Annotated in this window: 16 protein-coding genes; 2 read left to right on the top strand and 14 right to left on the bottom strand. The window is 53.6% G+C overall.

Annotated elements, in window-relative coordinates:
• Positions 1-15: 15 nt before the first annotated feature.
• From G5B42_RS04435 to G5B42_RS04370, 14 genes are all read right to left on the bottom strand, one after another.
• Positions 16-453, bottom strand: a complete 438-nt coding sequence (locus G5B42_RS04435) for a hypothetical protein (RefSeq protein WP_331274039.1) — start codon at positions 451-453, stop codon at positions 16-18.
• Between the two features lie 14 nt (positions 454-467).
• Positions 468-1,550: a M50 family metallopeptidase gene (locus G5B42_RS04430; protein ID WP_181339246.1), complete on the bottom strand. Its 1,083-nt coding sequence runs from the start codon at positions 1,548-1,550 to the stop codon at positions 468-470.
• Between the two features lie 46 nt (positions 1,551-1,596).
• Entirely contained in the window at positions 1,597-2,772 is a 1,176-nt protein-coding gene (locus G5B42_RS04425; RefSeq protein WP_181339245.1) for a 1-deoxy-D-xylulose-5-phosphate reductoisomerase, read from the bottom strand.
• A 2-nt stretch (positions 2,773-2,774) separates the two neighbouring features.
• Positions 2,775-3,875, bottom strand: a complete 1,101-nt coding sequence (ytvI, locus tag G5B42_RS04420; RefSeq protein WP_181339244.1) for a sporulation integral membrane protein YtvI — start codon at positions 3,873-3,875, stop codon at positions 2,775-2,777.
• A gap of 14 nt (positions 3,876-3,889) precedes the next feature.
• Positions 3,890-4,687, bottom strand: coding sequence for a phosphatidate cytidylyltransferase (locus tag G5B42_RS04415; protein ID WP_231133231.1), 798 nt, complete (start codon positions 4,685-4,687; stop codon positions 3,890-3,892).
• 23 nt (positions 4,688-4,710) lie between these two features.
• Positions 4,711-5,442: an isoprenyl transferase gene (locus G5B42_RS04410; RefSeq protein WP_331274043.1), complete on the bottom strand. Its 732-nt coding sequence runs from the start codon at positions 5,440-5,442 to the stop codon at positions 4,711-4,713.
• A gap of 72 nt (positions 5,443-5,514) precedes the next feature.
• Positions 5,515-6,036: a ribosome recycling factor gene (gene frr / locus G5B42_RS04405; RefSeq protein WP_181339302.1), complete on the bottom strand. Its 522-nt coding sequence runs from the start codon at positions 6,034-6,036 to the stop codon at positions 5,515-5,517.
• Between the two features lie 44 nt (positions 6,037-6,080).
• Positions 6,081-6,803, bottom strand: a complete 723-nt coding sequence (pyrH, locus tag G5B42_RS04400; protein ID WP_181339242.1) for a UMP kinase — start codon at positions 6,801-6,803, stop codon at positions 6,081-6,083.
• 81 nt (positions 6,804-6,884) lie between these two features.
• Positions 6,885-7,844 (bottom strand): translation elongation factor Ts, encoded by a 960-nt coding sequence (gene tsf, locus G5B42_RS04395; protein WP_181339301.1) that lies wholly within the window; start codon positions 7,842-7,844, stop codon positions 6,885-6,887.
• 257 nt (positions 7,845-8,101) lie between these two features.
• Complete coding sequence (gene rpsB / locus G5B42_RS04390) at positions 8,102-8,908, bottom strand: 30S ribosomal protein S2 (RefSeq protein WP_181339241.1); 807 nt, start codon at positions 8,906-8,908, stop codon at positions 8,102-8,104.
• A 156-nt stretch (positions 8,909-9,064) separates the two neighbouring features.
• On the bottom strand, positions 9,065-9,880 hold the full coding sequence (locus G5B42_RS04385) for an ABC transporter ATP-binding protein (protein WP_181339240.1): 816 nt from the start codon (positions 9,878-9,880) through the stop codon (positions 9,065-9,067).
• Between the two features lie 15 nt (positions 9,881-9,895).
• Positions 9,896-10,876, bottom strand: a complete 981-nt coding sequence (locus G5B42_RS04380; RefSeq protein ID WP_181339239.1) for a FecCD family ABC transporter permease — start codon at positions 10,874-10,876, stop codon at positions 9,896-9,898.
• Positions 10,873-11,766 (bottom strand): ABC transporter substrate-binding protein, encoded by an 894-nt coding sequence (locus tag G5B42_RS04375; protein WP_181339238.1) that lies wholly within the window; start codon positions 11,764-11,766, stop codon positions 10,873-10,875. The genes G5B42_RS04380 and G5B42_RS04375 overlap by 4 nt, the downstream gene beginning before the upstream one ends.
• A 53-nt stretch (positions 11,767-11,819) precedes the next feature.
• The gene (locus G5B42_RS04370) at positions 11,820-12,728 is read right to left on the bottom strand and encodes a quinate 5-dehydrogenase (protein ID WP_181339237.1); all 909 of its coding nucleotides are present in this window, start codon (positions 12,726-12,728) and stop codon (positions 11,820-11,822) included.
• A 156-nt stretch (positions 12,729-12,884) separates the two neighbouring features.
• Between G5B42_RS04370 and G5B42_RS04365 the strand changes: the two genes are divergently transcribed.
• Both G5B42_RS04365 and G5B42_RS04360 read left to right on the top strand, forming a co-directional pair.
• Complete coding sequence (locus G5B42_RS04365; protein ID WP_181339236.1) at positions 12,885-13,088, top strand: hypothetical protein; 204 nt, start codon at positions 12,885-12,887, stop codon at positions 13,086-13,088.
• Between the two features lie 85 nt (positions 13,089-13,173).
• Positions 13,174-13,590: a C40 family peptidase gene (locus G5B42_RS04360; protein ID WP_181339235.1), complete on the top strand. Its 417-nt coding sequence runs from the start codon at positions 13,174-13,176 to the stop codon at positions 13,588-13,590.
• Positions 13,591-13,624: the final 34 nt, after the last annotated feature.

Genomic DNA, 13,624 nt, shown 5'->3' with positions numbered 1-13,624 from the left:
GATTAAAATAGCTGCCTAAAGCTTGTCCGGCGTTGGTCTCCGTTGGGCGCAAAGGTCGCAAAAACCTTGGTTCTTCCGGACTTGAGCCGGCGCTTCCTTCCCACACCGCAGACAGAAAACTCCGGCAGTTTCGGCACAGGCCCGGCACAGTCCCAATTTGGGGATCGCTACCGGGTCGGGCCGGCCACAAGCCGGGCAAAGGCAGTTGCGGCAGTAGCCCATTCCCGCTTTCACTTCGGTGGGGGCAAACCGGCCGCAACCAAGGCAGACCCAGTTCCGTTCTTTTTTCCTGATCATCTCTTGGACACAGAATTCACAAAGATTATACGCTTTTAAAATCCTGGTTTGCTGAACGGTATTCCCGCAACGGGCACAATACCGTTTTCCGCGCCTGCCCTTCGCCCGGCCTTCTTTGTTCGGGTCCAGCCACGGACTTTTTCGTTTTCCGGCCACGGTCAAAACCTCCTTTAACCCTTCGGCAGCAAACGCCGGAGCATACTGTTGAGGTCGGCACCAACCACCGTAAGATAAAAGGCCATAATCAAGACCAATCCGATGACTTGTGCCACGATTTTATGTTCCGCTTTAAACTCCCTTCCTCTTAACCCCTCCAGCAGAAAGATGACAATCCAACCGCCGTCCAGCAAGGGTAAAGGAATCGGCAACAAATTGAAGATCCCGAGAAAAAGATTGAAACTGGCCACCATGGTGAAGAACAGGTATAAACCGGACTTTAAAGCCTGGTCGATCATCCCCGCCATCCCGATCGGCCCAATAAACTGCGGCCGCATCTGACCGGCCAGCATCCTAAGGATACTGACCGGAATCGCCACCAGCTGCTGAGCAGTGATGGTCACCCCGTACCGGACGGCGGCAGGCCAGGGAAGTTTTTCTACGGCATAAGCCGGGTAAATGCCGATCCGGGCCACCTCCAAGGTGGCATCGTAGATAGGCATAAGCTCCCGGACAAAATGCTGTCCTCCTCTTACAAACTCGATCCTTAACCTTTGGTTGGCGGCCCGGTGGATCAAACCGGCCAGCTGCGTCCACTTCGTAACCGGTTGCCCGTTGATGGCAACAATCTCATCCCCGGCCGCCAGCCCGGCTTCGTAAGCCGGCGAATTCGGCTCCACAAAACCGATAACGGCCCGCTCACTTTGGAGCTGGGTGGGCAAGCCTAAGACCGCCGCAATGAAAATAAAGGTCAAAAGGGCGCAAAGGATATTGCTCAAGGGGCCGCTGAGCATCATCAAGATCTTCTTTCCATAGGAAAGGTCCCTGAAGAGGCGTTCGCCGGGCTGTGGTTTAGCCGCTTTCCCTTCCAGGACAATCTCCATCCCCGCCACTTTGACATAACCCCCGAAGGGGATCAGGCGTAAAGAATAGACAACCCCTTTTCGTTTGGTGCGGAAGACGGCTGGTCCCATGCCAATGGCAAACTCATGAACCGTGACCCCGAACAAACGGGCACAAAAAAAGTGGCCTCCTTCGTGAATCAGGACGATAAACCCGAAAAGAAGGATAAAAACCGGTATTGTCGTCCACGACAAACCAATTTGCCCCCTTTATCAATAGTCGCCCACGCCGGCAACCGTCCTAGCCTGATTCCCTGGCTATAAACTGCCTGGTTAACCGGCGGGTCCAAGCATCCACTGCCAATATGGTATCCAGATCAAGGCTTTGGCTACTCCCCCGCTCATAGGCGTTCATCGCGCGCTCGATCAGGCGGGGAATGGCCAAAAAACCAATCCGTCTCCCCAGAAACGCGTAGACCGCTTCCTCATTGGCGGCGTTTAAGACCGTCGGCAAGACACCCCCCGCTTTGCCGGCGGCGTAGGCCAGCTCCAGACAGGGAAACCGTTTAAAGTCGGGGGGATAGAACTGGAGATCGGAAAGCTGATACAGATCAAGCCGGGAAAAGGGGTTCGCTTTCCGCTCCGGATAGGTCAAAGCATATTGGATCGGCAACCGCATATCAGCCGGTCCCAGTTGGGCAAGGAGACTCCCGTCGACCAACTCGATCAGCGAGTGGATAATGCTTTGCGGATGGATGACCACTTTAATCCGGTCATAGGGCAGACCGAATAACCAGTGGGCTTCGATCACTTCCAATCCCTTATTCATCAACGTGGCCGAATCGATGGTGATCTTCCCGCCCATCCGCCAAGTGGGATGGGCCAGGGCCGCTTCAGGAGTAACGGTCTTCATTTCTTCCACTGTCCAGCGGGCAAAGGGCCCCCCTGAAGCGGTGAGGTGCACTTGTTTTAGATCCGTTTCCGTGACGGCTTGAAGGCATTGGAAGATGGCGCTATGTTCACTGTCCACCGGAATCAGCTCCGCCGAACTTTCCCCCTTGAGCGCGGCCATAATCAATTCCCCGGCCGCGACCAGGCTTTCCTTATTCGCGAGGGCTACTTTTTTCCCGGCTTGCAGGGCGGCAAGCGTCGGTTGGATGCCGGCGGCCCCTACCACCGCGGAGACGACTACATCCACCGCCGGGTCGGTCACCAATTCAAGCAGGCCGTCGGGGCCGGACAAAAGCTCCCCTTCCCAACCGGCCGTTGCGGCCAAAACTTCCTCGTACTGCTCGCTGTTGGTCACCACCGCTTTGCGGGGAGAATGTTTCCTGATCAGTTCCGCCAAGCGATCCCCCCGGTTGTGGGCGGAAAGGCCATAAACCCGAAAGTCGGCGGCCAGAACCCGGGTCACCACGTCCAGGGTTTGCTGCCCAATCGACCCCGTGGCACCCAGAATAACCAAGTTTTTTTGCATCTTTAATCACCTTGATTCAAGCCTAAAACGTTTTTCAGATTGTAGGTAAACAGACCTTGATACAAAGTACGAATCAGCACACAAAAGATGGACCCAAATAATAGCCCGCCAACCCCTAAGGTCTTAACCCCAATGTACAATGAGGCGAGGACCAGCAACGGATGGAGACCCAAGGTCGCCCCGACCAGCCGAACCTCGAGCAGTTGCCTGATGCCCAAGGTAAAAAGGAAAAGACACGTCAAAAAGCAAGCGCTCCTCATCTTTCCCACCGCCAGTTGCCATCCAATCCAAGGCAGGTAAACCAGGGCCGGGCCCACCAGGGGGAGAAAATCCAAAAGGCCGAGGAGGCTTCCGACCACCCAAGGTTTCGTAAAACCCAACACCGCCAAGCCCACCATCGAAAGCAGTCCGGTAATCATCGCCAGCAATAGCTGGGTTTTGAGGAAGCGCCACCCAGTCGCCAGGGTTTGCCGGTGGAGGGTGCTGATCGTCTGTCGCCAGTGGAAAGGAAAGAAGGAAAAAAAGAAGCGCCGAATTTTGTCCCGGTCCCGGCTAAGAAAATAGGCGGTAAAACCACTGAGTAGTAAGTTGAAGAGAAAGACGGGGAAGCCGCGGAATACATTCAAAACCCGGGCCAGGAGGCTGCTGACCGCATTCCGGAGATTCTCCATCCACAACCGGTCGTATTGCCAAAAATCTTCCGGCAATTGCAGCCGGGCGGCGAGCTCCATTTTCAAGCGTTCCCAGCCCTGACCTAGGCGCTGGATCTGCGTCGGCAACACCAGCAAAAGCTCCTTGGTCTCCTGGTAAAGTCCGGCAAAGAAAAGGGTCAACCCAAGACCAAGGAAGCAGAGGGTAAGCAACAAAACAATAATAACCGCCGGTTGCCGCGGAAAACCACACCACCGGCCAAGCAAAGTCACCGGCTTCTCGATCAAATAGGCAATTATAAGCCCGAAAAAAAAGGGTCTAACCAGCGGAAAAAGGTATTTGATCAGTAAAAATAACAGGAAGATGCACAGAAAAAAAACGATATTTAAACGGATTTGTTTCGGAACCGCCACCGCCACCACCCGGTTTAAGCATACGTCCGAAACGGGCAAATCATGCTCCGTATTTATCTAAGCAGAAATAAAGCCAGGTAGTAAACGACCGGTAAGGAAAACAAGGCACTGTCAAAACGATCAATGACGCCGCCGTGGCCGGGAAGAAAGCGGCCTGAATCTTTAACACCGGCAATCCGCTTCAGAAAAGAGGCAAACAAATCCCCGATCTGCCCGACAAAACTGGCCAAAATTCCGGTACCGACCAACCAGAAAAGGGGCAGCTGGAAAAAGAGGCCCAAAATAACGCCGGTGAGCGTCCCGACGACAAGTCCCCCCACGGCCCCTTCGACGGTTTTTTTGGGGCTGAGCCGGGGGGCAAGCGGGGTCTTCCCCATTGCCGAACCGATAAAATAAGCCCCGGTATCGGTTCCCCAGATCACCGCAAAAGCAAAAAGCAACAATTGCCATCCGTACGGGGTGGTCAGCTGCCGGATGAGGAGCGGATAAACAAAAAGAAAGCCGGTGTAAAACAGGATAAAAAGATGGCTGACGAGCGAAATCAAGTTTGCCTGGGTAATTCCTTTGCCCATTAACAAGAGGAAGGAGGTGAAAAGTAAAGTAAAGGCCACCAAAGCCAGCCAGTCACCACTGCTGAAAGAACTGCCGCTCGCCGCCGGCTGTCCCCAGAATGCTTTCCCGGCGAGCAGAGCCAGGTTAAAAAAGAGCACCAGCGAAAATCGGACATCAACTCCGGTCTTTTTAAAGATTTTCCCGACTTCCACCGCCGCCAGGACAGAAAGGACCCCAACGGCCACCGTCAGTAATATCCCGCCTTTGATCACGAGAAAAAGAAAAAGAATAGCCCCCATAATTCCCGATAGGATGCGTGTTTTCACTTTGTTCTCCCTTCCTTAATCCCCCCAAACCGACGGGATCTCGTTTTGTATGCCGCCAGTGCCGCACGGAACTCAGCCGGACTGAAATCGGGCCAGAGGGTTGAAGTAAAGTATAACTCGGTATAAGCGGTCTGCCAAAGCATAAAGTTACTGATCCGCTGTTCCCCGCTGGTCCGAATCAAGAGATCCGGATCGGGTTGGTCTGTTGTAAAAAGGAAACGGGCAAACTGTTCTTCCGTAATCGTTTCCGGTGCTAACCCTTCCTTTTGGGCCTTTTTGACTAATTCCCGCACCGCCCGGATAATTTCCGATCGGCCGCCGTAATTGATGGCCAGATTTAAGGTTAATTTTTTATTCTGCGCGGTTCGCGCTTCCACTTCTGTAATCAAGGCCGTCAATTTCGCCGGCAGTTGGTCCTTATTGCCAATAAACCGGATCCGCACATCTTCATTGTGCAATTCGGTGGCAACCTGCTGCAAACTTTGGTAAAAGAGGTTCATCAAAAAAGATACTTCCTGCTTCGGGCGTTTCCAATTTTCCGTCGAGAAGGCGTACAAAGTCAAATATTTGATCCCCAACCGTACACATTCCTGCGTAATCTCGCGGGCGACTTGCAAACCGGCTTCGTGGCCGGCGGTACGGGGTAAGTTCCGTTTCCGGGCCCAACGCCCGTTGCCATCCATAATAATGGCCACGTGGGTCGGCAGCCCGGGATCCCCCGGTTGGATGCCTTGGACCGCCGTTTTACCCCGGACCCGGTACCAAAGGCCTTTTGGGGAAAGGAAAGCTATTTTCAAGAATTAGACCTCCATAATTTCCTTCTCTTTATTGGCGGTTAAAGTATCGATCTCAGCTATGTATTTATCCGTCAATTTCTGGATATCATCTAACCCTTTTTTACTCTCGTCCTCGGTGATGTCGCCGTTTTTCTCCAGCTTTTTGATGCACTCATTGGCATCGCGGCGGATATTGCGGATCGCGACCCTTTTCTCCTCCGCATCTTTCTTCAAAAGTTTAACGAGCTCACGGCGGCGTTCCTCGGTCAACTGGGGAACAACCAGACGGATGACGTTCCCATCATTGGTTGGATTAAAGCCCAAGTCCGCTTTTAAAATTGCCCGTTCCACCTCGCCCAGGATGGACTTGTCCCATGGCTGGACCACAATCATCCTTGGTTCCGGTGCCGAAATATTGGCCACTTGGTTCAGGGGCATCTGGGAACCGTAATAATCCACGGTCACCCGGTCCAAAATCGCCGGATTGGCCCGGCCGGTCCGGATCGTGGCAAAATCACGTTTTGCCACTTCGATCACTTTTTGCATCTTTTGGTTGGTTTGTTCCCAAACCTCTTTAATGGCTTCCACAATCAATCATCTCCCTTCACAAAAGTTCCAATTTTCTCGCCCATTACGATTCTTTTAATATTTCCTTCCTCGTTAAGGTTAAAGACGATAATCGGAATTTTGTTGTCCATGCACAAGGAGGTCGCAGTAGAATCCATTACCCGCAAACGTTTATTCAAGATCTCAATAAAATTAAGATCATCAAATTTCTTCGCATCGGGATTGAGGACGGGATCCTGTTCATAGACCCCATCAACTTTGGTGGCCTTTAAGACAATCTCGGCTTCAACCTCAATCGCCCGTAGAGCCGCGGCCGTATCCGTCGAAAAGAAGGGATTACCCGTTCCGGCCCCAAAGATCACCACCCGTCCTTTTTCCAGGTGGCGGATGGCCCGGCGCCGGATATAAGTCTCGGCTACTTCCCGCATCTCGATCGCGGTTAATACCCGCGTGTCCAGTCCGATTTTTTCGAAGGCATCCTGGAGGGCTAAAGCGTTCATGACCGTGGCCAGCATCCCCATATAGTCAGCCGTTGCCCGGTCAATTCCTTGCGCACTCGCGGTCGCACCCCGCCAAAAGTTCCCGCCGCCGACCACCACCGAAACTTCGACCCCTAAATTGACGACCTCCTGGATCTGGCGGGCAATACTCATGATCACTTCATGGTCAAGACCAAACCCTTTCTCCCCGGCCAAAGCTTCGCCGCTGAGTTTAAGCATAATCCGTCGGTATTTAGGTTTTTCCATCCGGCTTTACCCCCAGTGCAAATTGATCTTCTCGCTCGTCCAAAAAAATCCTGCAAAAAAAGGGAACACCAACGGTGTCCCCTAAGCTTTGATCTGGGACATAACCTCAGCCGCAAAATCATCGGACTTCTTTTCGATCCCTTCACCCTTTTCATATCGGGCAAAGCGGACAATTTTGATCTCGCCGCCAAGTTTTTTCCCGGTCTCGGCTACCAAGGTCGCAATCGTCTGTGTATTATCTTTGACAAAAGCTTGCTCTTCCAAGCAGATCTCTTGATACATTTTGTTCAAACGGCCGAGAGTAATCTTTTCGGCAATGTGCGCGGGCTTACCTTCGTTCATCGCCTGGGCAATATAGATCTTTTTCTCCGCTTCAATCAACGACTCCGGCACGTCGGCGCGGCGAACAAACTGGGGTTTGGCCGCGGCGACCTGCATCGCCAGATCCTTGGCTAAAATCGCCAGTTCCTCTTTACTTCGCAGGCTGGAATCGCTAACGGCAAGTTCGATCAGGACCCCAATCTTACCGTTCATATGGATATACTCCTGCACAAAACCGTTGGCATCCGTTTGGTAATGGGCAAAACGCCGGACGGTCACCTTTTCCCCTGTCTTCGCCACAAGCTCAGCGACATATTCACCCACGGTTTGCTGTCCCTTAAAGGGTTGATCCAGTAAGTAGGGGGCTTGTGCTCCTTCGTCCTCAGCAGAAACCGATTTTGGTGCATGCTTCACGATATGTTCGGCCAGTTCCTGGACAAAACCATGAAAATCATCGGTTTTCGCCACAAAGTCGGTTTCGCAGTTAACTTCCACCAGGGCACCGTTGGTCCGGTCCGCATTGACATACGCACCAACCAAACCATCGGCCGCAATCCGCCCCGCTTTCTTCGCCGCCGAAGCCAACCCTTTTTCCCGTAAATACGCAACCGCTTTTTCCAGATCACCATTGCACTCATTCAGTGCCCGTTTACAATCCATGACCCCTGCCCCGGTCCTCTCCCGGAGCTCTTTCACCATAGTAGCGGTGATTTCCATCATATCCCTTCCTTTCACCGATTTTTGTCTCCGTACGGTCTTCTCCACCCTATTATCCCCATCATGGTCAGCACTGACACCAACGGCTTTGCTTTAAAACCAGCCCCTGCGTGACCATCGGCATCTGTTCAGGTCGGCTAAGCTTGTATTGACGAAGGGATTGGTGAAATAGCCGGATGTCCGGTGGAGAGGCCGCCAAACATATTGATTTGAAAAAAGGGTGAGGGAAGGCTTAATCACCCCGCCGCTCACCCCTTTTGTTAATTTTCCGCCGAGACCATTTCCTCTTCAGTCAGGGCGTCTTCGTCATCAAATTCGACTGGCATTTCCTCTTCAGCGGCCGCATCGGTTTCGTCACCGGCGGGTTGCGCTTCAGAGAACTGTTCGCCCTGACGGCCTTCGATCACCGCGTCGGCAATGGTCGCCGAAAGGAGCCGCACGGCCCGAATGGCGTCGTCATTACCGGGGATCACATAATCAACCTCATCCGGATCACAGTTGGTGTCGACAATCGCCACAATCGGAATATTCAACTTCCGTGCCTCCGCCACGGCGATCCGTTCTTTCCGCGGGTCAACTACAAAGAGGGCATCCGGCAACCGGTTCATCTCTTTAACTCCGCTCAGGAACTTCTCCAGTCTTTCCCGCTCTTTTTCCAACTGGAGTACTTCCTTCTTCGGAAGCACGGTGAAGGAACCATCCTCGGCCATCCGCTCAATCTTTTTCAACCGCTCGACCCGCGAACGAATCGTGGCAAAGTTGGTCAGCATGCCACCCAGCCACCGTTGGGACACGTAAAACATGCCACAACGGGTCGCCTCCTCACGGATGGCATCCTGCGCTTGTTTTTTCGTCCCGACGAACAAGACGGTGCCGCCGTTCGCAGCAGTCTCACGGATAAAATGATAGGCCTCTTCCACCATTTTTACGGTCTTCTGGAGGTCGATAATATAAATCCCATTCCGTTCCGTAAAAATGTAGGGCGCCATCTTGGGATTCCAACGTCTTGTCTGGTGACCGAAATGAACACCTGCTTCCAAAAGCTGTTTCATGGTGATCACTGCCACAGCTGGTCACCTCCTTCCTCCTTGGTTTTGCCTCCGCTTTCTTCCTCCCCTTACCAAACCCCTCTTGGGCACCTTGGTAAGGGTCCAAAAGCGTGTGTAATTTACACCACTCATGAGTATATCACGGTGCTTGGTTTCTGGCAAGCATTTCTTTTCTTAATTGGGACCGGAAGGCTCCTCTTGCCTCTGGTTTAAGGAAAAGAAGAGATGCGGCCGGCCGTTAAAAGGTTCCGCGCCCACCATCGTTTCCACCCCAAAGACCGCCGTCACGTTCGGGCTGGAAAGGACCTCCTCCGGCGCCCCTTCGGCGTAAATCCGTCCTTCTTTAAGCATGATTAATTGCTGGCAATAACGGGCCGCCAAGTTGAGATCGTGAAAGACCGCCAGCACGGTCAGGCCTTTGGACCGGATCAAGTCCGTAAGCAACGTGCAGATCTCCAGCGTCTGATTGACATCCAGGTAAGAGGTGGGCTCATCCAAAAGGAGAAGGCGGGGGGTTTGCGCCAAAGCCTGGGCAATCAGGACCCGCTGGCGCTCACCCCCGCTGAGTTCCGTAACCAAACGATCCGCCAGCTCCCAGGTGTTCGTAGCCCGCATTGCTTCCCGGACAACCACCCGGTCTTCTTGACGTTCGCCGGTCCATCGCCGGGTATAGGGGAAACGCCCCATCATCACCACTTCCCGGACGGTAAAGGCAAAAGGCGTCTCCCACTGTTGGGGAACCACCCCCATCCACCGGGCTAGGGCACGCAGCTTAATCCCGGCCAAATCCTGACCCATAAAGGTAATCCGCCCGCGCGTCGGGGTCAAAGTTTTATTCAGACACTTCAGTAAAGTGGTTTTCCCGGAACCGTTCGGTCCGACGATTCCGGTAAACCCTCCTTTGGGCACCGCGAAATTAAGATCGGTCAAAATTGGCCGCTTCCCGAAGGAAAAGGAAAGGCCCTCCACCGTAAGGATTGGTCCCGCCACGCCATCCGCTCCCCCTTAGTACCAAGCAGATCGACCCTTATGTAAGAGATATAGAAAGAATGGTCCGCCAATAAAAGAGGTTAAAACGCCAACCGGCAGTTCAACCGGGGAGAGTAAAGTCCGGGCCAGCGTATCGGCGACAAGCAGCAACAAACCACCGGCCAACGCCGAGGCCGGAAGCAAGGACCGGTGGTCGGGCCCAATCAGGAGGCGCACAATATGGGGAGCCACCATCCCGATAAAACCGATCGCCCCGCTGACACTGACCGCCGCCGCCACTAAAACAGAGGCTGTGATAACAAGCCGGCGCTGAAACTCCCCGACCGCCAACCCGAGCTGGTGAGCTTTCTCCTCGCCCAAGAGAAGCAGGTTAAGCTGGCGGGCCAAACTCCAACTGTACAAAAAGGCTCCGCCGAGATAAGGAAGGATGATGCCCACCTCGGCCCACCGGGCATAGGAAAACCCGCCCATCATCCAAAACATAATCTTGCCCAGCTCTTCCTGGCGAAAGAATAATAACAACGAGGTCATGGCCGAAAAAAAAGCGCCCACCGCAATCCCGGCCAAAAGCATAATCGTCAACGCGGGGCGTCGCCCGCTCCGGCCCAAGATATACACAAGGGCCGTCGCCAGTAATGCCCCGCCGAAGGCAAAGAGCGGGCGGGCACTCAGACCGAAGAAGCGGAAGTTAACCCCGGAAAGAACGGCAATGGTGGCGCCCAGCGCCGCCCCGGAAGAGGTCCCCAAGATGTACGGGTCGGCGAGCGGATTTCGGAACAAACCCTGAAAAAGAACACCGGCTACGGCCAAGGCCGCCCCCACCATTAGGGCCAGCAGGATCCGGGGTAATCGCAGATCAAAAAGGATCTTGGCCTGAAACGAATCGAGGGGAAAACTCAGTTGCACGGGGCCTAAACCCAAAGCAACCAGCCCGGTTAGGCCAACCCCTATCATCAACCCGGCCAGCAGCAGCCGGTATTTGGTTTTCGTCTTCATTCCTGAACCTGTTCCCCTAGGCGTGCCAGATCTTGCAAAGCTCCAATAAGCCTCGGCCCTGGCCGGGAAAAGATATCGATATTAACCTGGAAAACCTGGTTGTGCTTTACCGCTGCCAGCTCCCGGAAGAACGGATCCCGGGCAAAAACATCCGGTGTCAATTCGGTCAGGATCACCGCCGGGTTTTGCGCCAATATATACTCCAAACCGATCTGCCCCCAGCTAAAGCCTAACCCTCCGGCTATATTCTCCCAACCCAGAGCGGTGACGGCTTCATCCAAAAACGTTCCGGTGCCGGCGGTCCATAGATCCGTCATATCCTGACCAATCGCGATGAAAACCTTGGGTTTTGGTCCGGAGCGTCGCTCTTCCGGCCGCAAATTATCAAGGGCGGTCTCAAGCTCCTGCGCCAATTGCTCCGCCGCGTCCTCCGTAGCCGTCAAGCGGCCAACCAAGCGGATCGCCGCGCATAAGTCCGCAAAGGAAACCGGGTTAAGCGCAAAAGTCGGCACCCCCAACGCCGTAAGGTTTTCCACCGGTTCTTTCCCATTCAAATTGCAGGCCAAAACCAGGTCCGGACGGAGCGCCAGGACTCTTTCCACGTTCAAAGGTGTGATATTGCCAATCTTCGGTTTATTCTGCGCGGCCAAGGGATAATCACACCAGTCGGTAACCCCCACGATCCGGTCCGCAAGGCCCAAAGCAAAAAGGATCTCCGTATTGCCCGGCGAACCGGAGACAATCCGCGCGGGGAGCCGGTCCAGGGTGATCTCCCGTCCAAACTGGTCGGTAAGATGGAGAGGAAACTCCCCTGCCCCTATGCTTAAAGCCATAAGCAAACACAAGCCAATGACCATTCCCGTTCGTATCATCGTTTTTGGACGTGTCATCATCCTACCTCCTTGTCCGATGCTCGTCACGCCTTCCCAAGCAGGATTATTCATTAGTTTAAATGTTCAATCCGGGGCTTAAAGCCCAATTCCCGGGTCACCTGCACATACTCCTCATCGGTGATGGTTTCCGGGTTTTTCCCCAAGTAGGCCACGGTCACCGCCTGAATCAAATTACTCCCGAAAGAACGTCCCCCCAGGTTGGGGGTGGTGGTCACCAGTGTTTTTACCCCCCGGGCCTTTAAATCAGCCACGTTCTGTTGGGTTACTGTGTTGGTAATGATGATTTTACCGCCCAGGTCATCCGGCATAAAGCGTTGGATGTAAAGGTAATCACCGGCGATAATGTCGGCTTCTTGATAAAAACGGGCAAACTTGCGCGGGTCTTCCACCTGTTCTTCCCGCTTCCCGGTGGGATAAAGCCACGCAAAGGGCATCAGACAGACAACGGGCGCCAAAGTCCGGACCACCCGGTGCAGATTATGGAAACCACGGATTAAAACGGGCAAGCCAAAAGAAAAGACCAGGTCTCCGCAGCTTAATTCGCAGTCCAGTTCCGCAAAGGCCTGAGCCATACTATAACGGTCAAATGCCACCGTCAACAAAACTTTTTTCCCCCGCACCGGGACAACCCCTTCCCGGTCCAGATCAAGAATAACCTGCCGTTCCAAAACTCTTTTCCACCCGGTCCCATCGACCAGCGGGGTGTGGCGGGTCGCCTTCAACAACGGACGGGCACTCCGGAGCACATAGGTCTTGTCCCCCACCGGAAACAGACCGGTGATGCCACCAAGCCCAATGGCATCAACCTTGCCATCCAAGCGCTGGATGGTCTCGTGCAACTTTTTCATATCACCGTCCATCCCGATCCGTTCGATCACATATTCCTCTCCCAACAGTTCCATCTGCACGCGATGGTCACGGGTGGAAGAGCCAAGACTAACACTAACGATATGTTTCATCTTAGACCTCCTTAATATAAAAATTATTCCCCGGAGGTAAATTTTCCATCAACGATAAGGACCGGAACCAGTCATATTTTTCCACACGGTGGCATATCTTATTGGCAAAGGGCCTGTCCGCCCCGAACAGATTTGGGAACCGAAGGGGGTTTTCTGATGACAATTGAGATCTCAAATCTATTACGGCAAACCGATTTTAACCTGACCCGCTTTTTACACTACACTTTTGAGGGGAAATTACGCACCGCCACCCTCCTTTTGTACCTTGCCTGTCTCAAGGCTTTTCCCCACTGGGACCGGAAGGAACTCTATGAAGACTGTTATGCCAAAACAGTACTGATCTATAAATCCTTCTGTTAATTTATTCCTGTTTCCCGGTCCACCCACTAGCCGGCCGCATATAATACACCAAAGCAGCGCTAAAGCAGCAGAAAGGAAAAAGTCGATGGTCGCAAACAAGTACGAACAGATCGCCCGGCAGTTCCTGGGGATCCCTTACCGCCACGGTGGTCGTGACCGGGAAGGACTGGACTGTGTGGGCCTCGTCCACCTCTTCTACCGGGAACTTGGAATTAAGGTCCCGGATACGGATGGACGGCCATATTCGACCGATTGGTATAAAAAAGATCCGGAACGGCTCCTTCGTGGCCTGTTACAAGTGGGAAGACCGGTTGATTTGAAGACAGAACCATTACAACCGCTGGATTTGGTCTATTTCCGTATGGGAGGCGCCATTACCCACGCCGGGGTTATGATCGACCAACATTCCTTCCTCCATGTCCTCACCAGAAAGACCGTGCAAATTTCCTCCCTTAATCCCGCCTGGAAAAGACGGCTTCAAGGGGCACGGCGCCTTATCTAAACCAAGTTATACGGAGAAGCGGGCTTCACCCGCC

Origin of the sequence: Capillibacterium thermochitinicola (assembly GCF_013664685.1) — a bacterium.
Lineage (GTDB): Bacteria > Bacillota > UBA4882 > UBA10575 > UBA10575 > Capillibacterium > Capillibacterium thermochitinicola.
Note: the sequence above shows the minus strand (reverse complement) of the source record. Positions and strands in the feature narration are given on the sequence as shown.